We start from the raw sequence: 22,448 nt of genomic DNA, 5'->3' as shown, positions 1-22,448 counted from the left end.
GGCATCAGGTGTCGCGCTTGGTGCGCACCCAGTCGACCTGGCGCTTCACCACGAAACGCAGGTAGAGCGGCAGCTTCGCCAGCACGATCAGCGGCGCCCGGCCCAGCTCGGCCAGGCTCAGGATGTCCGACGCCCAGCGCTGCTGCGCGATGACGATTGACAAGCCCAGCATGGCCACACCCAGCAGGGTGACCAGCAGTGGCGCCACCCAGCCGAACACCAGCGCCAACAGCAGTTGCAGCACCGCCCAGGCGGACAGCAGCATGGCCAGCAACGCCAGCGGCGGCACCAGCATGTCCAGCACCTGCAACAGTTGCGCGCCCTTGCCCGGCCGCATCGACTGCCACAGCAGGCGCGGCCCTTCGCCCACCAACATCGCCAGATGGCCGTGCTCCCAGCGGGTGCGCTGGCTGGCGGAGCCCTCCTGGCTCTTGGCGAACACGCTCGTCACCCGGGCGTCCTCGCACAGCAGCGGCGGTGCGCCGAGTTGGGCCAGGCGCACGCCCAGTTGCATGTCCTCGGCCAGGTGGCCGCTGGCCAGCGGCGCCTTGACCACCACATCCCACGGGAAGGCCATGCCGGTGCCATACAGACCGCAGGGCAGACCCAGTTGGTGCATGCCGCGGGGGCGCACCAGGTTCTTCACCCGCATCGCGAATTCGGCGACTCGGGCCTTCAGGCCGTCGTTGGCCGCATGCATCAGGTAGGTGGCCTGCACCGGTCGGCCGGTCGCATGGGCGACGGCGGCGATGCGCGGCAGCAGCTTCGGGCCCAATTCGCAGTCGGCATCCAGCACGATGACCACGTCCGGCGGCAGGCCGTCCTTGCGGGCCAGCGACTCCAGGTGCCGCACGCCGTAGTCCAGGGCGAAGCCCTTGCCGCGCTCGGTCGTGTTGAAGCGCTCCACCACGGTGACATCGAACTCACGGGCTTGCGCCGCGGTGTCGTCATTGCAGTTGTCTGCAACGACCAGCAACCGGTCCTGCGGCTGCAATTGCGACAGCGCCTGCATCAGCGTGGCGCGCAGGCCCGTGCTCTCGTTGTGGGCCGGCATCAGGACGGCGATGCGGCCCGGCCTCGGGAATTCCGGGATCGGGCGATCCGGGCGGAGCGCCAGCACCACCTGCGCGAACAGCAGCGCCGCCGGCAGCGCCAGCAACAGGCTGACCAGCAAGGCCAGCAACCAGGGAAGGCCACTCAGCAGATCAAGCATGGGCATGCTCCCGGAACAGACCGGCCAGTCGGGCCGCTTCGACATCGACGTCATGGCGGGCCAGCACGCGGGTGCGCGCGGACTCACCCATGCGTTGCAGTTCTTCGCCTTCACAGCGCAGGCAGGCCAGCATGGCGTCGGCCAGCGCCTGGGCATCACCGGCTGGCACCAGCCAGCCGTTGTCGCCGGGCTGCACCAGCTCGGGGATGCCGGCAATGCCGGTACTCACCACCGGTCGACCCAGCGCCATCGCTTCCATGACCACCACCGGCAGTCCTTCGGCGAAGCTGGCCAGCACCAGGGCGCGCGCGGCCAGCATCTCGGTGCGGACCTGATCGCTGCCGATCCATCCGGTGATGCGCACATGACCGCCTAGCTTCAGGGCCGCAATGCGCTCCTCGATCGGTTGGCGCAATTCGCCGTCACCCGCCAGCACCAGCTCGAAATCGGGTTCCTGCGCGGCCACCAGCGCGGCGGCCTCGATCAGCAGCAGATGGCCCTTCTGCTCGGACAAACGTCCGACGCACAACAGCCGACGACCGGCCGGCGGCGGCGTGTCGACCTTGTGGAACGCCGGCTCCAGGCCGCAATGCACGATGCGGACCTTGCCCCATTGGTGCCGATCCACCCAGCGGTACAGCTGGCTGCGGCAGAACGAGGTGATGGCCACGACGAAACGGGCGCGGCGGATCTTTTCGCCCAGGTGCAGGAACTCGGGCTTGTCGAATTCTTCAGGGCCGTGAACGGTGAAGCTGTAGCCCGGGCCGCCCAGCGCATGCACCAGCATCGCGACTTCGGCGGAGTTGGTGCCGAAGTGCGCATGCAGGTGGGTCGCGCCGCCCTCGCGCAGCAGGCGCAGGGCCACGCAGGCTTCGGCAAGGTAGACCAGGTGCAGCGGCCACGGGCGGTCGGACCGGCGGCCCATGCCCAAGGCGAGCTTCAGCGCGCCGAAGAACTTGCCCGGCGCGCGCACTGCCTCGCCGAGCATGGCGCGGCCGAGTTCAACGGGGCCGCCCTGCAGCAGATAGCGAGTTCGAGCCTTCTCCGACTGATCCTGAGGATCCGGCGCGGCGTCGTCCCAGCCTCGTACCGCCAAACGCATCACATCGAGGCCCTGCTTCTCCAGCGCCAGAATCTCGCGACGAATGAAGGTATGACTCACCTTCGGGTAATGATTGACGAGATAGGCGACCTTCACATCGTTCCTTGTAATCTTTCCTTGTCCTTGTCCCTGTCCACGCTCGGTCCCAACGCCAGCGGCGCTGTCCGTGGACACTCTTTGCAGCACGCTCATCCCTCGATCACCCGCAGATCGCCACTCGCCCATCCCCGGCCGGCCGAGAGCGCATGGACAGCCACCCTTGCGGCCGTGACACCTTCAGGCCACTCGAACTCGGCGCTCTGACCATTGGCCAGTGGCGCACTTCCCCAAGCCACGCGCACGCCATCGCTGCCTCGCAGGTCCAGTCGCATTCGCGTGTCCGCGCTGGTTCGAGCGGTCAATCGGCATCGCTGTCCCGGCTTGGGCTTGGCCCAAGTCACCGCGCTGAGCAAGCGCGGAGAATTCGCCACCAGCACGCTGTCGCGCTTGGCGGCGTCAAACACCACGGCCTGCCGCCAGGTCTCGAAGCGTCCCTGGATCTCCCCTCGTTCGGATCGCCAACGGCCACGCATCGACAGCAGGTTCATCGGACGCTGCCGTTCGACCGGCTGTCCGTGTCCATCGAGCCAACCCTTGACCGACACCACCGGGCGAAGGGCCGCGCGCACGCGGTCCAACTCGCCCGCTACCTTCGTATCCCAACGACCCGCGGGGTGGAGCCGGGCCTTGCTGCCGATCTCGGCATAGATCACGAACGGCGTGCCGACGTTGCGGTCGACCACATAGCCGCCATAGCGCTTGAGCGCCTCCGCAATCCGACGCAGCCGCGGATCGCTGAAGCTCGCGGTCTCAAAATCAGGCGGCAACATGAGGAGAGCGCCTTCAGGAATCTTGCCCTTGTTCTTGTCGGCACCACTGTCCGACGAGGTGGCCGGAAACACGTAGGACGGATTCGCACTGAGGCCGCTGAAGGTCAGCGAAATCGCCAGTGCATGACGGATGGGTCCACTGTCGTCCTCCAGCTCGTGGCTGCGCAACAGGCCGCCCATGGTGGGAACCGCAGCGGCACGGGCCCCCTGGAAATAGTGGGCGGGATCACCCCAGCCACTGCCATCCAGACGCGTCCAGGCGTACTGGCGGGAGCGCCACTCACCATCGATCAATTTCAGCTTGTAGAACGAATGGATCAACCCGGCGGCCTCGTCGACGATGTCCGCATGGCCGTCGGCACCGGCCGCCGGCAGCACGTCGGACGGCCAATGCGGCACGATGACCTCGGACTGGAACTCCTCGGCATCAGGGTCCCAGATGCCCTTCTCGCCAACCAGACCGACGACACGCTGAGGCCGGTCTGTGGGTCGTGCGACGAACACACCGGTGGACCACGTACCCGACTCCAGCGTGGGAAAGTAAGAGTCGCGGGGAATCTCGTCGGTGCCCAGCACGGGATCCAGCGGCCTGGAATTCCACGGCGATTGGGCAGAGAAAGGCCGCATGGCGGTCCCGAAGCGTTCGCGGCCGGCATCGGTTCGGTCCGACTTCTCGGCCTTCAGCTTGCGCGCATCCGTGCCCGCCGAGGCGCCTGCATCGGCTGGACTGGCTGCACCGGACGGCCCGTCGACCTGCGCCGCCTGCAACCAGGGCGCGCTGAGTCCGGCAGCCAACCCAAGTCCTGCTCCGCACCATCGACGTCGATCCCATTGCATCGTCATGTCATGTTCTTTCTGGGCCATCAGACCGGGCTTTGCGGCACCGTCTCAACCGTGCTGTTCTTCGCTGCAGCCAGTGCCGACGCAGATCGCGCAGTGGCGGGCACATCGGCGGGCACATCAGCGGGCAAAGGCTGTGCATGCAGGATGCGTGCCGGATTGCCCACCGCCGTCGCGCCAGGAGGAACGTCCTGCAAGACCACCGCCATCGCACCGACCTTGCAACCGCGTCCCAGACGAACGCCGCCAAGCACCTGCGCATACGCACCCAACTCCACGCCATCTTCGAGCACGGGGCAGGGGCCGTCCTCCACCCGATTGCCCAAGGTCACGCCTTGGCGCAGCGTGCAGCCGGCACCGATCACGGTCGCGGGATTGATGAACACGCCGCCGAAGTGCCAGATGCGAAGGCCCGGCCCAACCCGGCAGTCCTTGGGCAGGCTGATGCCCGTGAGCGTTTCCGCCCAACGGAACATCAGCCAGTACACCTTGGTCCGCAAGCGCCGACCCATGCCCTCAGGCATCGCATCGACACGACGGCCGAAGCGATAGACCCAGAGCGCCCACAGGGATTGCTCCCGGCGCCAGGCGCGACCGCCACCGCAGCGGTCTAGATCGGCGAGCCAGTCCTTGTCACTCATTTCATCAAGATCTTTCCGGACATCTCCGTCAGAGGCTGGTTGCTGATCAGGGTGCCGCCGACGGTCGACTGGACGCCCGTCGACCCGCTGTAGGCGTAGACCGCCACGCGCGCCTGGCCAGCGGGCCAGTTGAAATCGGCCACCTCTTCGTTGGCCAGTTCGGGGCTTTCATACAGCTTCACCCCAGCGTTATCAAACAAGGCCAGCTTCAGCCGGCCCCCGCCGGTACTTCGGGAGGTAAGGCGATAAGGTTGGCCGGCGACCGGCGCTGCCCAGATCACATTGCTGATGGTGCGAGCGCTGTAATTCACCTGCACGACATCGGTGGCAGTGGCCGGAAACACGACCGCCTGCTTCCACGTCTCATAGATCCCCAAAGGCGAGCTGCGTTGCAAATACCATTGCCCGCGCATCGACAACAGATTCAGCCGCTGCTCGGGGATCAATGGTTGCCCATTGCCGTCCAACCAGCCAGACACGCTCACCACCTGCCTCAAGGCAGCGCGCATGCGTTCCAGTTGGCTGGCCGTCTCGTTGTCCCAGGTGGCGCCCATCAGCTTGAAGTTGCTGCCGTTCTCGACGTAGATCACGAATGGCGTGCCCGTATTGCGGTCCACTGCATAGCCGCCATAACGCTTGAGCGTCTCTGCGACCTTGCGCAGCTTCAGGTTCTGGATGGTTGACGTGTCGTAATCCGCCGGCAACATCAACAGGGCGCCCTGCGGGATGGCACCGGTGTTCTGCGTCGCAGCGGTGGCATCGGCCGAGGTGGCCGGAAAGATGTAGCTCGGCGTACCGCTCAATCCGTTGTAGGTGAGGGACATGGCGAGTGCGTGGCGGTAATACGGCAAACCGTCATCGACCTCATGGCGCCTGATGACGCCACCAATCGCGGGCACACCGACCGCACGCGCTCCCTGGTAGTAATGACCCGGCTCGCCAAAGCCTCGACCCAGCAGCGGCGCCCACGCATATTGCGCGGCACGCCACACGCCGTTGTCCAGCTTGAGGCGGAAGAACGAATGGACGATGCCCATGTCCGCATCAATGATGTCGGCATGACCGTCCGAACCGGTGGACGGCGTCACACCGGCCGGCCACCTTGGAATGGTCACCGAAGCCCGGTTGGACTCCATGTCGGGGTCCCACACGCCGGACGCGCCGGTGAGCGGGTAGACGGTCACTGCTGGATCCGTCGTGAGCGCACGGAACACGCCGGTTGACCATGTGCCCTCCGCGAGCGTCGGGTAGTACTGGGACGTCGGCACCGTCGCCGTACCCAGCACCGGAGTGACCGGCCGCATGTTCCAAGGCGAGTGCGCCGCGAACGGCGTCTCGAAAGAGCCCCACACGGGCGGGGCCGTCTGGGACTGCGCCGGCATGGCGATCAGCAGGGTCGACGCCGCCAGTGCAAGGGCGCACAGCAGCGGGCGACCTCGCCGGCCTCCTGCGCAAGGGCGAGGGCGGGGAAGTGATGACAGCTTCATTTCAAACCTCCTTCAGCCGCTGGCCGCGCCCTGCCCCGACACGCTTGGCCAGCTCGTTGAAGCGCTGCTCCACGTAGAACGTAGAGACATGCGCGATGCCGAAGACCACCAGCAGCAGAAGTGGGCGCTTGAGATACTTGATCCAGAGGTCGCCACTTCCCAGCCAGGTGGCCGCCAGGGGCAGGTGCCACACGTAAAGTGCATAGGAAATCGACGCGATGTAGGCGAGCCGCCTGCCGCCCAGATGCCGCGACAGGAGATGCTGCGGCTGGGACAACAGGGCACCGACGAATGCGGCCGCGAGATACGGTCGCAGATACGACAGCGGATTCACCCACTCATGAATCAGGACGCAGCTGGCAACCAGCAATCCGAGCGTCAAAGGGATCACGCCGGGGCGGGAGAGCCGCTCCCGCATCGTGGCCCAGTGTCGGGAATGGATCAACAGCGCCAGGCAGGCCCCAGCCAGCAGGTCGTCGGCACGGAACCAGGTGATGCTGGATGCCGTCACCTGGTGGGCCACGCGCAGGACGGACATCAAGGCGAGCAAGGCAGGAAGCAGCCACCACACCGCCCGCGGCCGAAGCCACAGCAGCACGGCCGACAGCATGTAGAACTGCACTTCAAGGCACAGGCTCCAGAAGTGGTCGACCGGGGCCACCAGACGCTGCGGAGGCAGGTTGGCATAGAAGAAAAGGTTGGCCAGCGCCGTCTCCAATTCGACCGGCTGCCAGATCCACACCACCATCAGGCACAACCAAGCCGCCGGCACCACCCGCAGAAGCCGCCGGGCCACGAAGGAGCGCACGGTCGGCCGCTTCAGCAACTGGATGGTGATGAGATAGCCCGACAGGATGAAGAACAGGGCCATGCCCAGCATGCCCAAGGATTCGTTCAGGGGCACGCCCAGCAGCCGAAAGGGAAACAGGTGCGTCCAGAGCACCGCCAGGATGCTCATGGCCCGCACGCCATCCAGGACCGGCGACCGCTCGGTGGCGTGGCTCGCGAGCGCCGCTGTCATCGGCGCCACACCGGACGCGTCGAGACCCCGGCTGCTACCGAAGTCGGGACTCTCGTCAAGGGTTGCGTGACCGCCCATGCGTCGTATCTCCGGACCGATTCAGAAGCGGCCTTGGGCTGCCGCATCGCCAGGGCACAGACAGCGCCCATGCAGAACCAGAAGTACCAGTTGTAGATGAGGTAGGACAACATGTTGTCCGACAACGAAACCAGGAAATTGCCGATCAGCAGCACCGTACTGATCAACCCGAGCAAGCCGTAGGGACGCCACAAACGCTTCAGCATCCGGACCGTGGACAAATAGATCCATCCATAGGCCAATGCCCCGAAGACACCCAGCTCAAAGAACACCTGCACCACCGCGCTGTGCGCGCCCCAATTGCGGCCACCCGCCATCGAGAAGAAGGTCGGCGAGTGAAACATGAAGCTCTCTGCGCCATATCCGGTGATATAGCGCGATGTCGACATCCAATGCAGCGCATCGGCCCAGAGCAGCTTGCGCCACGCGAACGAATTCAGCTTCGCGTACTGGACGACCTGGTTGCCCTCAGACAGGCCCATGACACGCTCACGCAACTCGGGCAGAGCCGCCATCGCCGCGATCCCGCCGATCGCCAGGTAGACCAGATAGCGGCGCTCCCTCACGATGCCGTACACCACGAAGATGAACAGCACCGAAATCCAGGCACTCCGTGTTTTCGTTGTGTAGAGCAGCCCGACCAACAACAACATATATGCCACAACGACCGTCGTGCGGGCGAAGCCCTGGCCGATCTGCCCGCTCTTCCAGCGGTAAAAGATCACCCCAAGCGCAAGCACAAGGTAGAAGGCCAGAATGTTGGCGTGCGGAAACGGGCCGCCGTAGCGAGCACCGGCATCCTCCAGCCCATCCACGATACCGGCAGTCTTGCCTAGCGCGATGTAAATGAGCGTGACAACTGCGACAGGCACCGAGGACCAGGTGACCAACCTGAGCATCTTGTTGAGATCTGCTTCATTGGTGATCAGGTAGAAGCTGACCAGGAAAAGGGCCACCACCGAGAGTTGGCCGAGGTACAGCCGCACCGCCTGGACAGGCTCCGGCGAATAGCCGAGCCCAATCAGCTGCATCACGCAAAACGGCAGCCATACCCACCAGGCCGCCTTCGGAATTCGCTTGGGATCGCGCGAAATGATCATCGCTGCGATCAGGACGACCAGCGCGTTGAGCAGACCTCCGAGCCCCCCGACCGCCGCCAGCCGCGTTTCCTCAAAGATCGGGTTAGCTCCGGCACGCACCAACATCACGACCAGCAGGAAGGACTCTCGGCTGTAGATGAACAAAAACGCGGTGAGCAACAGCACCGGCAACACCGCCAGCAAGGCGGGACGGCCCGCCGATGCGCCGCCAACCATGACCGTCACCAGACCGATGAACACTGCCCCCACACTCAAACCCAGCACGGCCCAGATGGACGCACCATCCATGCCGTCGCGCCAACTGCGCCAACCGCGCGCCATCCAGTCAAAACCCCGCACCGCCGGTTCTCCTCAGCGCACCAACATCGCCCGCGCCGCCGCGGGTGAGGCCGCGACCAGTTCCGCCAGGAAGCCCTCCATCAGCGCCTGCGACGGCCCTTGGGCTTCCGGCGTGGCCAGATGCTGCGACGCGCGCACCAGCACGCCATCGGGAATGCGGCCCGCCAGCCCTTCGTTGAGGATGTACCAGCGCGCGGCCAGACCATCGCCGCCGTACTGCGTGCCGATGCGGATCCAGTACCGCACCGCCTCATAACCGCCCCCGCGGGCTTCGGTCAGCAACTGCGTGGTCGGCACCGCTTGGGCGCGGGCCGAAGTGGCGATCGGGCGGCCATCCTCCAGCCGGCGGATCGCAAAGCCCTGGGCCGGATAGCAGACCTCCGGCCGGTGCACCTTCACATCCTGGCGCTGACGCTCGCCCCAGGCCAGCGCCACCATGACCTGATCGCCCTGGCTGTTGGCATAGGTGCGCATCACCGTCTGGTCGTAAGGCTGCTCCTGCGCCGTCTCCACGCCCTGCGACACATCGACCTGGGTGGTCGAGTCCGCGATCACGCGCCAGTCACCGAAAGCCTTCGGCACAGTGGCCTCGAGGCTCGGCGCGCCGGTCACCGCCTGGACGCGAGGCGTCGCAATCCAGGCGCAGGCCGCGGCCGCAGCCATCAGCACCACACCGGTCACCGCCACGCTTCGTGACAGGCGCGGGAGTCGAGGAGCGCTCGCAGGCGCGGAACGACCTTCGGAAGGACCCGTCGACGGGTTCGGGGATGTCGGATTCATGCGACCTCCTTGCCGCGCCAGCGCAGCCAGCGAATGGACAGCCCCCGCAGGAGACTGTCGGTGAGCACGATCAACATCAGCGCCGTCAGGAACAGCGCCATGCCGGAGAACTCGTGCATGAAGCCCTGGCCGACGTCGTCACCGAAGTGATAGGTCAACAACGCCAGGATCAGGATGCGGATCACATTCGACGAAAACGAGATCGGCACGATCAGCACGGCCAGGGTGATGTTGCGGAACACCGATTCATGGCGCACCACATTCATGTAGAGCAGGCCCAGCGCTTCCAGGGTGAACAGCGAGTTCAGGCCCGCACAGGCGTCCGCCACCAGCAGTTGGTAGGAGCCGATCTGCAGGATCACGCCGGAGCGCGCCACCGGATAGCCCAGCGCATACATCAGATGCTCCGCGCCCCAGGAGGCGGCCAGCTTCATCGGCTGGGTGATCACATCCACCACCGAGGCCGGCAGCGGCACGGCGAACAGCAGCAGGAAGAAGGCAAACCAGTAGCGCTTGGCAATGGCCGGTCCGAGCAGCAGCAAGGCCAGGCCCAGCAGCACCGGCAGCAGCGAGCCGAGCTCGAACAGCGCGATCGATTGCGAACGGCCCAGCACATACAGCACCAGGCCCAGCAGCATCAGCGCCCAGCCGACCAGCGGCGCGGGGCGCGGCTCGAAGTGCTCGCCCTGCCCGGCCATGCGGCGGGTCTGGAAGTAGAAATACCAGGCGGACAGGGCCAGCACGATCGGCCCGTGGGAATTGCGGTCGCCCCGCCAGGGTCCGTGCAGGAAGTCGATGATGGTCGGCACATACAGCACCGCCAGGCCGAGGACGAGCATCGCCAGCGCGAACCGGTTGGCAGCCCAGAACGCCGGAAATCCCGGTCCCTGGCGCCCCGGTGCGCCGAGGAAGACATTGCGCGACATGACTTTCACTGCATTCCCTGATCAGGCTTGAAGACACGAACGCGCCCGCACGGCGGGCGCGTTCTGAGAGGCTCTGCGGCCTTTGATCAATATTGGTTCATCACCGTGCCGACCAAGGTCGTGCTGACGTCGTCCAGGCTGGCGGTGAGTTCCTGCAACGCGGTCACGCGGGACTGGTTCTGCCGTGCCAGCACCAGCGCCGCGCCGCAGCGTGCCGCCACGATGGCCGAATCCGCACCGTACAGACCGGCCGAGGTGTCCACGATCACATGATCGAACTTGCCCGCCAGCTCGCGCATCAGCATGCCGAAGGCCGGACGCTCCAGCAGTTCACCCGGGTTGGGCGGAATCGCCCCGACCGGCAGCACGAACAGGCTGTTCATGCCCTCGACCTGCTGAATGACCCGCGGCTCGCTGCGACCCGACAGGATCGACGACAGCCCGGACTGGTTCTTCACATCGAAGATCTCATGCTGGCGCGGACGACGCAGGTCCGCATCCACCAACAGCGTGCGCCCGCCCAGTTGCGCCAGCGTGACCGCCAGATTGGCCGAGAAGTAACTCTTCCCGTCCAGCGTGTCCGGGCTGATGACGGCCAGTGCACGGCGCGGCTCGCCTTCGCGGTACAGCCGCATCATGATCTGGCTGCGGATGCCGCGGAAGACTTCGGCCTGCGAGGAGAACGGCTGGTTCAGCGCCACCAGCTCGGGGCTGCGGCTCTTCCGCTCGGTGGGCGCATACGGATAGTGGAACTGCTTGGACAGGGCTTCCAGCACATCCTCGGCATTCGCATAACCGAGGGCGATGGCGGCCTCGCCGAAGCGGATGCCGCGCTCACGCTGGTACTGCAGCACCCGCTCGACCTGGTCGGCAGTGAGGTTGCGGGTCTCGGCAATGATGGCGCCGATCGAACGGTCATACAGACCGCCGCTGGCCTTGGTCTCTGCATCCACGGATTTTCTCGGCGCGTAGTTGAGAGGTTCCTTCAAGTCGGACATCAGGCAACTCCCTTGGTGGCACTGCGGCCGAGCAGACGACGCTCTGCAGAAGGCAGCGTCTTGGAATGGCGTTGGTTCGGCGCGGGCAGCACGCCCAGCATCGGCAGTTGGACCACGGCCATCACGTCATCGGCATCGCGGATCTTGCGGTCACGCATTTCAAGCAGCAGCGCAATGCCGACCGCCAGGATCAGGCCGACCACGAAGGCCAGTGCAGTGTTGAGCGCAATCTTTGGCGACGCCGGCCTGAGCGGCGCGGTGGCCTCAGTCAGCACATTCACATTGCTCTGCGTGGACTGGCTCTCGAGGTTGGTCTGCGTCAGCCGCGCCGTGATGCTTTCGTAGGCGCGCTGGGCGCTTTCCGCTTCGCGCATCAGGCTGCTGGCATCGTCGCGGGCCGCCTTGAGCTTGGCCACCTTCTCTCGCTGGATCTCCAACTGCGCACGGACATCCGATTCGCGCTGGCGGTTGATGTTGTTGGTCACCGTCACGCTGCCGGTCACCCGACGCATTTCGGTCGCCAGCTTGGTGCGCTGATCCGCGACCGACGCCTTGGCCTCGATCACCTGCGGATGGTTGTCGCCGTAACGGGTGCTCAGTTCCTGCAGCTTGGACTCCGCGCGGCTGAGGTCGGCCTTGATCTGCATCACCACCGGATTGGCCAGCACATCGGGCAGTTGATCGGCGCCGCGGGCGGCCTGGCCCTGGCGGCTGGTGGATTCGGACGACAGGCCCTGCAGCGCCACGAGCTGCGACGAGAGTTCCACCAGGCGGTTGTTTTCGACGTCCAGACGCTCGTCGCTGGCGACGATGCCGTGCACCCGCTCGAACGCGGACAGCTTGCCCTTGGCCGCTTCCAGCTTCTCCAGCGCCGCCTTGGCCTGCTGGTCGAAATAGCCGGCGTACTGACGCGCTGGCTCGACCCGCAGGTCCAGCGTGGTGGCCACATAGGCCCGCACGAAGGCGTTGGCCATCGAGGCCGCGAACTGCGGCGACTGCGACCGATAGGCCACCGTCAGCACATTGCTTTCCTTGGACGGCTTCACGTCCATGCTGCCTTGCAGGAAGTCCACCAGCCATTGCTCGATGGTGCCTTCTCCGCCGGTCTGCTTCTGCCACTGTTCCCGGAACTCCGGCACCTCGGTCAGACGCAGGTCGCGCACCACGCGCAGGGCGACGCGATCGCTGGCGATCACATCCACCTGGGTGTTCATGAAGGCCGGCGACGACAGACCCGGATAGATCAGGGCCGAGATCGGATCGGGCTTGGCATCGATTACCACCGAGGCGGTGGCAACATATTTCTTTGGCAGCATCAGGCTCACGCCAAGGGCCGTGAGGGTGGTGAGCACCACCACCAGGACCACCAGCGACCAGCGGGCGCGAAGAATCGATATCAGCTTGCTGGGCGTCACCATGCACTCCTCAGACGGACCTCACGGTCCGGCAAAAAACTCAGAACAGGCTCTCGCGCACGAAGATCACGTCGCCGTCGCGCAGCACTTCATTCATCGCTGGCTTGACCTCCTGCACCTGGCCGTCGGCGCCCTTGCGGTTGATGCGGATGCCGCGGTCGGTGCCGCGCAGGGTCAGACCACCGCCGGCGGCCAGGCCCTGCATCAGGGTCATGCCACGCTCCAGGCGCATCTGGCCGGGACGCTGCACTTCGCCGTAGATGTAGAAGCGGGGATAGCGCTCGATCCACAGCACGTCGCCGTTCTGCACGATCACATCCTGTGCGCGGCCGCCCTCGGCGAACAGCGTCGGCAGGTCGACTTCCAGCCGGTAAGGTTTGCCGTCGCGGGTACCGGTCAGCACCAGTTGCTCGCCGCCGAATTCGGTCACGCCGCCGGCGGTGGACAGCAGATCGGTCAGGCGGGTGTCCGCCACTTCCAGCGGATAACGGCCGGGACGGTTCACCTGGCCCAGCACGCTGGCCTGGTTGCCGGTGACCTTCAGCACCACGATGGTGACCTGCGGCTGCTTGACGAAGTTGCCCTTGCGCAGGCCCTCGGCGATGCGGCCTTCCGCTTCGCTGACCGCCAGGCCGCCGACACGGACCGTGCCCAGCAGCGGGAAGGTGATGGTGCCGTTCTCAGAGACCCGGGTCTCCAGCAGCAGGTCCGGATTCTGGAAGACGCTGATGCGGATCGCGTCGCCCGACCCCAGGCGGTACTCCGCCGTGGCGCCACTGGTGCCGCCCACGGGCGCAGGCGCGGTCGGCGCTGCGGTGGTCGCTGCCGGTGCGGCCGACCTGGTGGCCGGCGCGGGCGTCTGCGCCCAGGCGTTCAGGGACAGGCAGGCCGCCATGAGCATGGCGGCCAGGATCGGAAAGCGACGCGAACTCTTCATTTGTTACCCAAACCCTTCGAGGAGGAATTGCTGTCCAGGCTGCCGCTGGCAGCCGGATCGGGGGAGGTGACCGGCGCGATCGGTGCGACCGGCGCCGAGGCGGAGCCGGCGGGCGCGGAGGCCGCAGCCTCGGCGAACTTGCCGACGTATTCGATCTTGGCGTTCTCGCGCATGGCCTTGATGTCCTTGGCCAGGAGATCGGTGCGACGTTGGTTCAGCAGGAATTGCTCGATCGCCGGACGGGCCTGCTCCAGCGTGACCGGCTGGCTGCGCGAGCCGGCCAGGTACACCACCAGCAGCCCGGTGGGCGTGGCGTTGAGCATCGATTGGCCGTCCTTGAGACGGGCCACGGCATCCAGCGAATTCAGAGGAAGCTGCTCGGCCGAGCGGACCGCCTGGGTGCCGACGAACTTGATGTCGTTGGCCTTCAGGTAGTCCAGGAACTCGGGCAAGGTCTTGGCTTCGCCCAGCCGCGCGCGCAGTGCGTCGAACTGCTCGGGCTTGGCCTCGATACTGATTTCCTGCAAGTTGTAGATGCGACGGTCGGCAAACAGCGCCGGCTTGTCGTTGTAGTACTGCGTGATCTCTTGGGGCTGCGGCTTGGAAGCCGTCTCGCCCAGACGCTCAGCATAGGCCCGCGCGATGATTTCGCGCTTGGCGGTTTCGATCTGTTGCACCACCCGCGGATCGCGGTCGAGCTTGAGGTCCTGGGCCTTCTGAACCGCCAGTTCCTGGTCGATCAGGCGCTCCAGCACCTGGCGCGACGCGCCCTCCACCTGGTCAGGCTTGAGGTTGGGCTGGCGCTGCAGCACGAAGTTGATCTGGTGAACGGTGATCTCTTCCTTGTTCACCTTGGCCGCCGTTTGCGACGCCTTGGCACCGCTGCCACCGCCGCACGCAGTCAGTGCCACGGCCATCAAGGTGGCCGCCGTCAGAGCCGCCAAACGAAATCCGCTGGGTGCCCGCATCCTCATCACTTTCATGGCTTCGACTCTCGTTGTTATGCCTGTCCTGGCGGCCCTCACAGGCCGTTTCACGCGGTCGCGTGAGCGGCGAGTGTAGCCCTGCACCATGACGGAATATGCCCATTCCATGCCGTTCAAACCCCCCTCACTCCCTAGACTAGGTGGGTCAATAGCAAGAATGGCTCCCGCCCCTCCCGAGGCGGTCGTCGAAGCCCCCGCGATTGAGGGGGGCGTGTTCGTAACTAGTGCGACATCACGTCAGCACTTGATACCAGCATGCAACGCCACCATGCCGCCGGTGAGGTTGTGAACGTCCACATGACCGAAGCCGGCGGTCTTCATCATGGCCTTCAGCTCGGCCTGGGGCGGATGCATGCGGATGGATTCGGCCAGGTAGCGATAGCTGTCGGCGTCGCCGGCGATCATCTGGCCGATGCGGGGCAGGATCTTGAAGGAATACCAGTCATACGGCTTGCGCAGCGGCGCCGCCACCTGGGAGAACTCCAGCACCAGCAGGCGCCCGCCCGGCTTGAGCACCCGGCACATCTCGGACAGCGCGCGGTCCTTGTGCGTCATGTTGCGCAGGCCGAAGGCCACACAGACCAGGTCGAAGCTGGCATCGCGGTAGGGCAAGGCTTCGGCGTCGCAGAGGTTGGTCGGCAGGACCAGGCCTTCATCGAGCATGCGCTCCCGACCGGTGCGCAACATCGCCTCATTGATGTCGGTATGCACCACCATGCCGCGCTCGCCCACCTTCTTGGCGAAGGCGCGGGCCATGTCGCCGGTGCCGCCGGCGATGTCGAGCACCCGCTCGCCGGGCTTGAGGTTGGCCACCGCCACGGTGTAGGTCTTCCAGGCGCGATGCAGGCCCATCGACATCAGATCGTTCATCACGTCATAGCGCGAGGCGACCGAATCGAACACGCCCCGCACCCGGCGGGCCTTGGCGTTTTCGTCGACGGTCTCGAATCCGAAGTGGGTGCTGCTCATGGAGGGGTCCTGCTGTTGTGCTTGCCGCAAGGTTGACGCCGAATCTGAAGGCTGAACCCTGACACGGTGAATCTGGGGGCCTGAACGCTCGGTGCGGGCCGCCGGACACGGCGGGCCCAGGTCAACGGGCGGATCGGTGTGTCAGAGCGCGCGGGATCGGGTGTCGTCGCTGCGGGTGAAATCGTGTGGGGATGAGGCGGTGGCGAACCTGATCGGGATCAGTGTGCGCCGCCGCAACCGTGTCCGTCATGGCCGCCGGTCTTCTTACCGGGCATCGGGGCATCCCGATCCAGGCCGGCGGCGGCCAGGCGGGCTTCGTAATCGCTCATCAGCTGCGCCTGGTCGCGGCCCAGGCTGTAGAGATAGGCCCAGGTGAACAGACCGCTTTCATGGCCATCGGAAAACAGCGGCTGCAGCGCGTAGTGGCCCACCTGCTGGACGGCGACGATCTGCACCTCGCGCTTGCCGGTCTGCAGCACTTCCTGGCCGGGGCCATGGCCCTGCACTTCTGCCGAGGGGCTCATCACCCGCATCAGCTCGAACGGGATGCGAAAGCGCGCGCCGTCGGAAAACGCCAGTTCCAGCGTGCGTGACTGCTGGTGAACGACGATGTCGGTCGGGAGGGGCGTGGAAGGGTCGAGGCCGGCCATGGGTGCGTCGACGGTCTCTCAGCGAGGCCGACGAGGAATGCAGATACAAGTCCGGCAGTGTAGCGGCGGCCTCGGAAATAAAAAAACCCGCCGGCTCGCACCGGCGGGAATCAACGGGGGCCCCGTTCGGGCCCAGGACCCCCGGCTTACCAAACGAGGTGGTTGGCAAGAAGGGACTTCACCATCCCAGCGTCAGCGTGTAGCTGCTGGCACCACCGCCGTAGTACGCGACACGCAGGTAGAGCGTGATCGCGGCCGTACCGCTGTTGGTGTAGGTGAAGTTGTCTGTTTGACCGTTACCCAGCTCGCTGCTGCGCAGTTGCGAGCCGCGGCTGTTTTGCAGGTAGAGGTCGTAATCGATGGTGCTGCCCATGGCGAGCGAGGCGCTCAGCGTCTTGCCGGCCGGCAGGCTGATGCGGAAGTAGTCGGTATCGGTGGTGGCCGACAGCCCGCCATTGATCGTGCCCGGCGCGGCGATCACCTGAGCGGCGGACCGGTTGTTGTTGGGCTCGACTTCGCTGATCGTCGTCCCGCCACCGGTCCCGCTCAGGATCGCTGTGATGGCGGCATTGGCGTCCAGCAGACCCGAACCGCATTGGTTGCAGGTGCCGGGGAAGGCCCGCGCACTGCTCTTCAAGGCGGCGGTGATCTGGTCGGGCGTGGCGGTCGGCTTGGCGCTGTAGAGCAGCGCAGCCACCCCGGCGACATGTGGCGACGCCATCGACGTGCCCTGGTAGTAGGCGTAGCTGTCGGAGCCCGGCGTGGAGGTGCCGGTGTTGAGCGTCGACAAGATGCCGTTGCTGGCGCTGGAACGGGTGTCGCCACCCGGCGCGGCCAGCGCGACGTCGTTGCCGTAGTTCGAGTAGTAGGCCCGCGCGCCGTAACGGTCGGTCGCCGCCACCGTGACCACGCCGGTGCAACTGGCCGGACTGAAGTTGGCCGCATCGGCGTTGGAATTGCCTGCCGCCACGATCACGCTGGCTCCGCGGGCCCGGGCGCCGTTGACGGCGGCCTGGGTGGTGCTGTCGCAGCTGCCGCTGCCGCCCAGCGAGAGGTTCAGCACCTTGGCGGGCGTGGCATTGGCCGGGATGCCGGACACCGTGCCACCCGAGGCCCAGGTGATGCCGTCGGCGATGTCGGAGGTGTAGCCGCCGCACTTGCCGAGTACGCGCACCGGCTGCACCTTGGCGTTGAAGGCGATGCCGGCCACGCCCAGCGCGTTGTTGGTCTTGGCGGCGATGGTGCCGGCCACGTGCGTGCCGTGCCAGCTGGAACTGGAGGCCGGATCCCCGGCGGCGCATTCGTTGGCGGCGTTGTAGTCGCCAGGGTCGATCGGGTCGTTGTCCCGACCGTTGCCATCCACCGAGACAAAGGTGTCGGCAATCATGTCGTAGCCCGCGACGATCTGGCCGGACAGGTCGGCATGAGCCCTGTAGCCGGTATCGAGCACCGCCACGACCACGCCGGTGCCGGTGGCCTGATCCCAGGCCGCCGGGGCACGGATGCCGCCGGTCGTGTCATACAGGTCCCATTGGGACGTGTAGCTCGCGTCATCCGGGGTGAGCATCGGATACATCTTGCGGTCCGGCTCGACGTAATCGACATTGGCGTCGGCGGCCTTGATCTGGGCGCCGAGGTCGCGCAGTTGGGCAACGCTGAGCTGGCGGTCCAGCTTGTAGACGTGGGCGCCGGTGCCCATCTGGCGCAACAGGCTCAAGCGGGCGCCCAGCGGGGCGGCCAGTTGCTGCAGCTTGTCGGTCCGGGTGCTCAGGGCGGCGCTGGCCACGGCCTGCGCCTGCAGGGCCACACCGCTACGCTGCTGGACGGCCACACTGCCGTCCTTGTATTTGACGATCAGACGGTCGGTCTGCTCGGACAGGAGCTTCGGCGCCTTGTCCACATCCGCGGAGGAAACGCCGGCATGGGCGGCGGTTGCGCTGATCAGACCCAGAGCCAGGGCAAGGCTGATCTTGTTCATACGAAACATGCTGCGTTCTCCTGATGGATCAACCCGAAGCCGCCACGCGGCATCCCCTCGCTCACCCTGAAGCCCTGGCAGACCATTGGGGTGAACATTCCGCAGACCCTTTCGAATCAGCGTGTCGCCAGTGTAGGAAGTCAGGCTCGCGTCAGGCAGCCCCACCTGCAAGAGTTAACAGGGCGGAATACCCCGATAACTTTTTTGTGTTGAGACGTGTCAAACAAAAGGTTCGCATCGCTCACTGCAGCGGTGGAACGCGGCTTGGCGCAGGCGCCATCGGGGATGGCGGGGCCTTGAGCGAACGACGTGCCCGCGAACGATGACGCGCGGAGCGAGTCCTGTGTGACATCGCCACAGGTTGCCCAGGGCGACGTCAGCCCTGCGGCAGGGACCCGACGTCACCTTTTCCTGGCGTTGACGCTGTCAGCATGCTCGGCCTACACGCGCGCACGCGTCAGCGGACCGTGTGCGAGAACGGCGATCTGACGGATCTTCATGTGCCGCGCGTGCCAGCGGACTGCGTGGTTGAGCGGGACCGATCGACATGGGCGGCCGAGTGAGGCGGCGAGCCCGGGCCACGGCGGGACGGTCCGGCGAGCGCCGTTTCAGCGCCTCGCCCGAGTCCGTGCCCTACGGCTTTTGCCGCAGTGCGGCGATCTGCTTGGCAGGCCACTGCGCGAACAGGAGCAAGCCGGCCATCAGCCACAGCGGCGCGGCCGCGGCGCTCACGCTGGCCAGCGCGCCGAACCCCAGCGGCATGGCGACGGTGGCGCCATTGGTGGCCAGCATGCGCAGGCCGAGCGCCTGTCCATGCCGATCCACCGGCGTGACCTGGTGCAGGGTGGCCAGCACCATCGGCTGGACCGAGCCGAGCGCAATGCCGAGGATGGCCGAGCCGATCATCAACCCTGGGGTACCGGGCAGCCAGGCGTAGACCATCAGGATCAGGGTCGCGGCGGTCATGGCCGCGCGCAGGGCCTTGACCTCGTCGAGGTGATGGGACCAGCGGACGATGGCCAGGCGAACCACGGTCGCGGCGGCGGCGAAACTGCCCAGCACTAGGCCGATGCTGGAGGCCGACAGGCCCTTGGCATGGCCCACCACCGGCACCACGAAGCTGTGCGCATCCCAACAGGCGGACAGCACGATGTTCACCACCAGCAGATGGCGCAGCGCGGGGTCGCGCAGGAGGTCCCAGGCCGGACGCGCCTTGACGGACGTTGGGCGCTCTCGCGGGGGATGACGCGGCACCCGTAGCGCCACCGCCCAGGCGACCAGCGGAAGCACCACCGCCAGCGAAAACGCCGCCCAGTAGCCGGCGATGTCGATCAGGATGCCCGCCATGACCGGTGCCAACGCGTTGGACAACGCCGGCCCCAGGGCCACCCAGCTGAACACGCGCTTGAGCTGGGACGGATCAGCCGCCAACAGACCGGCCTCTCGCTGGATGGCCACAGCGGCCACCGAAATCGCCCCGCCGCACAGCAGACAACCCAAGCCCATCAGCCACACCGATTGGGAGGGAAGCGCCAGCAGGGAGAGCGCCGCACCGGCAAAGGCCATCAGCACCCCGATGCCCACCGGCCGATGGAAGCCGAAGCGATCCGCCAGACGACCCGCCCAGAGCGACAAGCCGATTGGCGCGACTGCAAACAGGCTCAGCAATACGCCCACGGTCCACTCGCCGTAGCCCCGGCTCAGCACCCAGAGACTGGCCGCGACCCGGGTCGTTGCCATGCAGGCATGCACCGCCACCAACGTGGCAATGACTGCGGGAAAGGCACTGCGCAGATTGGGGGGCGGTTCGTGGGCGGCGGACGGCACCGCGGCCTCGGAGGCGTACGCGGCCGATGCCGATGCCGATGCCGATGCCGATGCGACAGATGCTGCGGGTGCGGCGGCTGACGCGATCGGCTGGGCCGATGCCGGCGCCAAGTCGACCTCTGACGCCGACGTGGCGGCCACGATCACGGGCTCGTCATCACCTTGCCCGGGCACAGGGGCCGATGGCGAGGGGGTGACGGGCCCATGGGCGCTCATCCTGCCAGGCCCTCATCGTCGGCGGCTTGGCCGAGTTGCAGCACGCGCGACATCTGGTCTTCAGGCAAGGCCTCCACCGTCTTCAGGCGGCGGGTCATGGCGCGGGTGCGCACTTCGGCGGCGTCGATGGTGTTGCTGGCTTCCTCGAGCTTTTTCTTGGTCTTGGCCAGCACGTCGCCGAACTTGCCGAATTCGGTCTTGACGGCGGAAAGCACTTCCCAGACCTCGGCGGAACGCTTTTCGAGTGCCAGCGTGCGGAAGCCCATCTGCAGGCTGGAGAGCGTGGCCAGGAGCGTGGTCGGGCCGACCAGCATCACCTTGTGTTCACGCTGCAGCGATTCGGACAGGCCGGGCCGACGAAGCGCTTCGGCATACAAGCCTTCGGTGGGCAGGAACAGCAGCGCGAAGTCGGTGGTGTGCGGCGGGCCGAGGTACTTTTCGCGGATGGTCTTGGCTTCCAGGCGCAGTCGGGTCTCGATGGCGCGGGCGGACAGCTCGGCGGCGGGCGCATCGGCGCGCTCTTGCGCCTCGATCAGGCGTTCGTAGTCTTCGCGGGGGAATTTGGCATCGATGGGCAGCCAGAGCGGCTGGCCATCCGCGCGCTGGCCGGGCAGCTTGAGGGCGAACTCCACCCGGGCGCCGCTGCCGGGCAAGGTCTCGACGTTGGAGGCGTACTGCTCCGGCGTGAACACCTGTTCCAGCAGGCCGGCCAATTGCACTTCGCCGAAGATGCCACGGGTCTTCACATTGGTGAGCACCCGGTTGAGCGAACCGACGTCGCGGGCCAGGGTCTGCATTTCACCCAAACCGCGATAGACCTGTTCCAGCCGTTCGGCGACCTGCTTGAAGCTTTCGCCCAATCGATGCTCGAGCGTCGCGTGCAGCTTCTCGTCCACGGTGGCGCGCATTTGCTCGAGCTTCTTCTCGTTGTCCTGCTGGATCGATTGCAGACGGGCTTCGACGGTGCGCCGCGTCTCGGCCAGGCCGACCTCGTTGCGCTGGGCGAGTGACTGCATCTGCTCGGTCAGCAGGCTGGCCAGACGTGCGCCGGCGGCGTCCTGCGCCTCGCGCGCGGTGGCGGCCTGCTGGGCCAGGGCCTGCTGAAGTGCGGCGAGCTGGACGCGGAAGCTGTCGATCTGCTCGTTCTGGGTGCGGGCCACATCGCCGCCTTGGGCCAGCAGCGCCTGCTGGAACTGGGTCAGCGTGGCCAGCGTTTCCTGGCGCAGGCTGCTGTTGGCGCGGATCATTTCCTCGCGCAGGCCGGCATTCACGCGACTCAACTCATCGCGCAGGCCGCGCTCCAGGCGCTCGCCGGACTGCTGGATCAAGGGTGCCAACGGCTCTTCCTGGGTGCCGGCGCCGGCTTGACGCCGCTGGGTCAGCAGCACGAGCAACAGCAGGATCACGATCAGGACCGACAGGCCCAGGCTCAGCAGTTCGGCGAATGTCATGCCGGGATTGTCTCCCGCCCTGCCCGTCCCTCGTGCGCAACTCGGCGACGCCGAACACCCCGCCCTGCCACCGACCCACCCACCACCCACACCTCCGGAACCCCAAAACGCCGAAACGCCGAAACACCGAAACGCCAAAACACCACAACACCACAACGCCCAAACGCATCGGACCGCTGCAGCCGGCGGCCCTCGGAGCGAATGCGTAGCGTCTGAGCGCAGAGGGCTGCCGGCTGCGGCGGTCACGCTCGGTCGAGGCAGGACGGGAGACTGCGACCACGACTCAAGCCCAACACCGCAAGCCGCGCCACATCAACGAGAACACGCGTCGCCAAAACCAAAACGGAGCGCTGCAGCCGGCGGCCCTCGGAGCGAATGCGTAGCGTCTGAGCGCAGAGGGCTGCCGGCTGCGGCGGTCACGCTCGGTCGAGGCAGGACGGGAGACTGCGACCACGACTCAAGCCCAGCACCGCAAGCCGCGCAACATCAACGAGAACACGCGGCGCCAAAACCGCAACGGACCGCTGCAGCTGGCGGCCCTCGGAGCGAATGCGTAGCGTCTGAGCGCAGAGGGCTGCCGGCTGCGGCGGTCACGCTCGGTCGAGGCAGGACGGGAGACTGCGAC

General features: G+C 66.4%; 18 protein-coding genes. All 18 read right to left on the bottom strand.

Translation table 11 applies throughout. The features are described from left to right. Nucleotides 1-4 precede the first annotated feature (4 nt). The 18 genes from N4261_RS06105 to N4261_RS06020 all read right to left on the bottom strand — a co-directional run bounded on the left by N4261_RS06105 (nt 5) and on the right by N4261_RS06020 (nt 21,823). Nucleotides 5-1,213, bottom strand: coding sequence for a glycosyltransferase family 2 protein (locus N4261_RS06105; protein ID WP_261759317.1), 1,209 nt, complete (start codon nt 1,211-1,213; stop codon nt 5-7). Further along, nucleotides 1,206-2,411 (bottom strand): glycosyltransferase, encoded by a 1,206-nt coding sequence (locus N4261_RS06100; protein ID WP_261759316.1) that lies wholly within the window; start codon nt 2,409-2,411, stop codon nt 1,206-1,208. Before N4261_RS06100 ends, N4261_RS06105 begins: the two co-directional genes overlap by 8 nt. 92 nt (nt 2,412-2,503) lie before the next feature. Continuing rightward, nucleotides 2,504-3,979: an Atrophin-1 multi-domain protein gene (locus tag N4261_RS06095; protein WP_261759315.1), complete on the bottom strand. Its 1,476-nt coding sequence runs from the start codon at nt 3,977-3,979 to the stop codon at nt 2,504-2,506. A 68-nt stretch (nt 3,980-4,047) separates the two neighbouring features. Then, nucleotides 4,048-4,665, bottom strand: coding sequence for a serine acetyltransferase (locus N4261_RS06090; protein WP_261759314.1), 618 nt, complete (start codon nt 4,663-4,665; stop codon nt 4,048-4,050). After that, the gene (locus N4261_RS06085; RefSeq protein WP_261759313.1) at nt 4,662-6,152 is read right to left on the bottom strand and encodes an Atrophin-1 multi-domain protein; all 1,491 of its coding nucleotides are present in this window, start codon (nt 6,150-6,152) and stop codon (nt 4,662-4,664) included. Before N4261_RS06085 ends, N4261_RS06090 begins: the two co-directional genes overlap by 4 nt. 1 nt (nt 6,153) lies before the next feature. Further along, nucleotides 6,154-7,173: an acyltransferase family protein gene (locus N4261_RS06080; RefSeq protein ID WP_261759312.1), complete on the bottom strand. Its 1,020-nt coding sequence runs from the start codon at nt 7,171-7,173 to the stop codon at nt 6,154-6,156. Beyond that, complete coding sequence (locus N4261_RS06075; RefSeq protein WP_261759311.1) at nt 7,170-8,690, bottom strand: O-antigen ligase family protein; 1,521 nt, start codon at nt 8,688-8,690, stop codon at nt 7,170-7,172. The genes N4261_RS06080 and N4261_RS06075 overlap by 4 nt, the downstream gene beginning before the upstream one ends. Before the next feature lie 12 nt (nt 8,691-8,702). Next, nucleotides 8,703-9,470: an exosortase C-terminal domain/associated protein EpsI gene (locus N4261_RS06070; protein ID WP_261759310.1), complete on the bottom strand. Its 768-nt coding sequence runs from the start codon at nt 9,468-9,470 to the stop codon at nt 8,703-8,705. Then, nucleotides 9,467-10,396, bottom strand: a complete 930-nt coding sequence (gene xrtB / locus N4261_RS06065) for an exosortase B (protein ID WP_261759309.1) — start codon at nt 10,394-10,396, stop codon at nt 9,467-9,469. The genes N4261_RS06070 and xrtB overlap by 4 nt, the downstream gene beginning before the upstream one ends. A gap of 86 nt (nt 10,397-10,482) precedes the next feature. Next, entirely contained in the window at nt 10,483-11,394 is a 912-nt protein-coding gene (locus N4261_RS06060; protein WP_261759308.1) for a polysaccharide biosynthesis tyrosine autokinase, read from the bottom strand. After that, nucleotides 11,394-12,812, bottom strand: coding sequence for a chain length determinant protein EpsF (gene epsF / locus N4261_RS06055; RefSeq protein ID WP_261759307.1), 1,419 nt, complete (start codon nt 12,810-12,812; stop codon nt 11,394-11,396). The genes N4261_RS06060 and epsF overlap by 1 nt, the downstream gene beginning before the upstream one ends. 37 nt (nt 12,813-12,849) lie before the next feature. Next, nucleotides 12,850-13,746, bottom strand: coding sequence for a polysaccharide export protein EpsE (epsE, locus tag N4261_RS06050; RefSeq protein WP_261759306.1), 897 nt, complete (start codon nt 13,744-13,746; stop codon nt 12,850-12,852). Further along, nucleotides 13,743-14,729: an EpsD family peptidyl-prolyl cis-trans isomerase gene (locus tag N4261_RS06045; RefSeq protein ID WP_261759305.1), complete on the bottom strand. Its 987-nt coding sequence runs from the start codon at nt 14,727-14,729 to the stop codon at nt 13,743-13,745. The genes epsE and N4261_RS06045 overlap by 4 nt, the downstream gene beginning before the upstream one ends. Nucleotides 14,730-14,969: 240 nt before the next feature. Next, nucleotides 14,970-15,701 carry a bifunctional demethylmenaquinone methyltransferase/2-methoxy-6-polyprenyl-1,4-benzoquinol methylase UbiE gene (gene ubiE, locus N4261_RS06040; RefSeq protein WP_261759304.1) on the bottom strand — a complete coding sequence of 244 codons (732 nt, stop codon included), beginning with the start codon at nt 15,699-15,701 and terminating at the stop codon, nt 14,970-14,972. A gap of 218 nt (nt 15,702-15,919) precedes the next feature. Beyond that, nucleotides 15,920-16,351, bottom strand: coding sequence for a gamma-butyrobetaine hydroxylase family protein (locus tag N4261_RS06035; RefSeq protein WP_261759303.1), 432 nt, complete (start codon nt 16,349-16,351; stop codon nt 15,920-15,922). A 178-nt stretch (nt 16,352-16,529) separates the two neighbouring features. Continuing rightward, complete coding sequence (locus N4261_RS06030; RefSeq protein WP_261759302.1) at nt 16,530-18,338, bottom strand: S8 family peptidase; 1,809 nt, start codon at nt 18,336-18,338, stop codon at nt 16,530-16,532. Between the two features lie 624 nt (nt 18,339-18,962). After that, nucleotides 18,963-20,297, bottom strand: coding sequence for an MFS transporter (locus N4261_RS06025; protein ID WP_261759301.1), 1,335 nt, complete (start codon nt 20,295-20,297; stop codon nt 18,963-18,965). A gap of 71 nt (nt 20,298-20,368) precedes the next feature. Then, nucleotides 20,369-21,823 (bottom strand): DNA recombination protein RmuC, encoded by a 1,455-nt coding sequence (locus N4261_RS06020; protein ID WP_261759300.1) that lies wholly within the window; start codon nt 21,821-21,823, stop codon nt 20,369-20,371. Nucleotides 21,824-22,448 lie beyond the last annotated feature (625 nt).

Source organism: Roseateles amylovorans, from assembly GCF_025398155.2.
In the GTDB taxonomy this organism is placed as follows: domain Bacteria; phylum Pseudomonadota; class Gammaproteobacteria; order Burkholderiales; family Burkholderiaceae_C; genus Roseateles; species Roseateles amylovorans.
The sequence above is the reverse complement of the archived record's forward strand: the minus strand, read 5'-3'. Positions and strand labels throughout refer to the sequence as shown.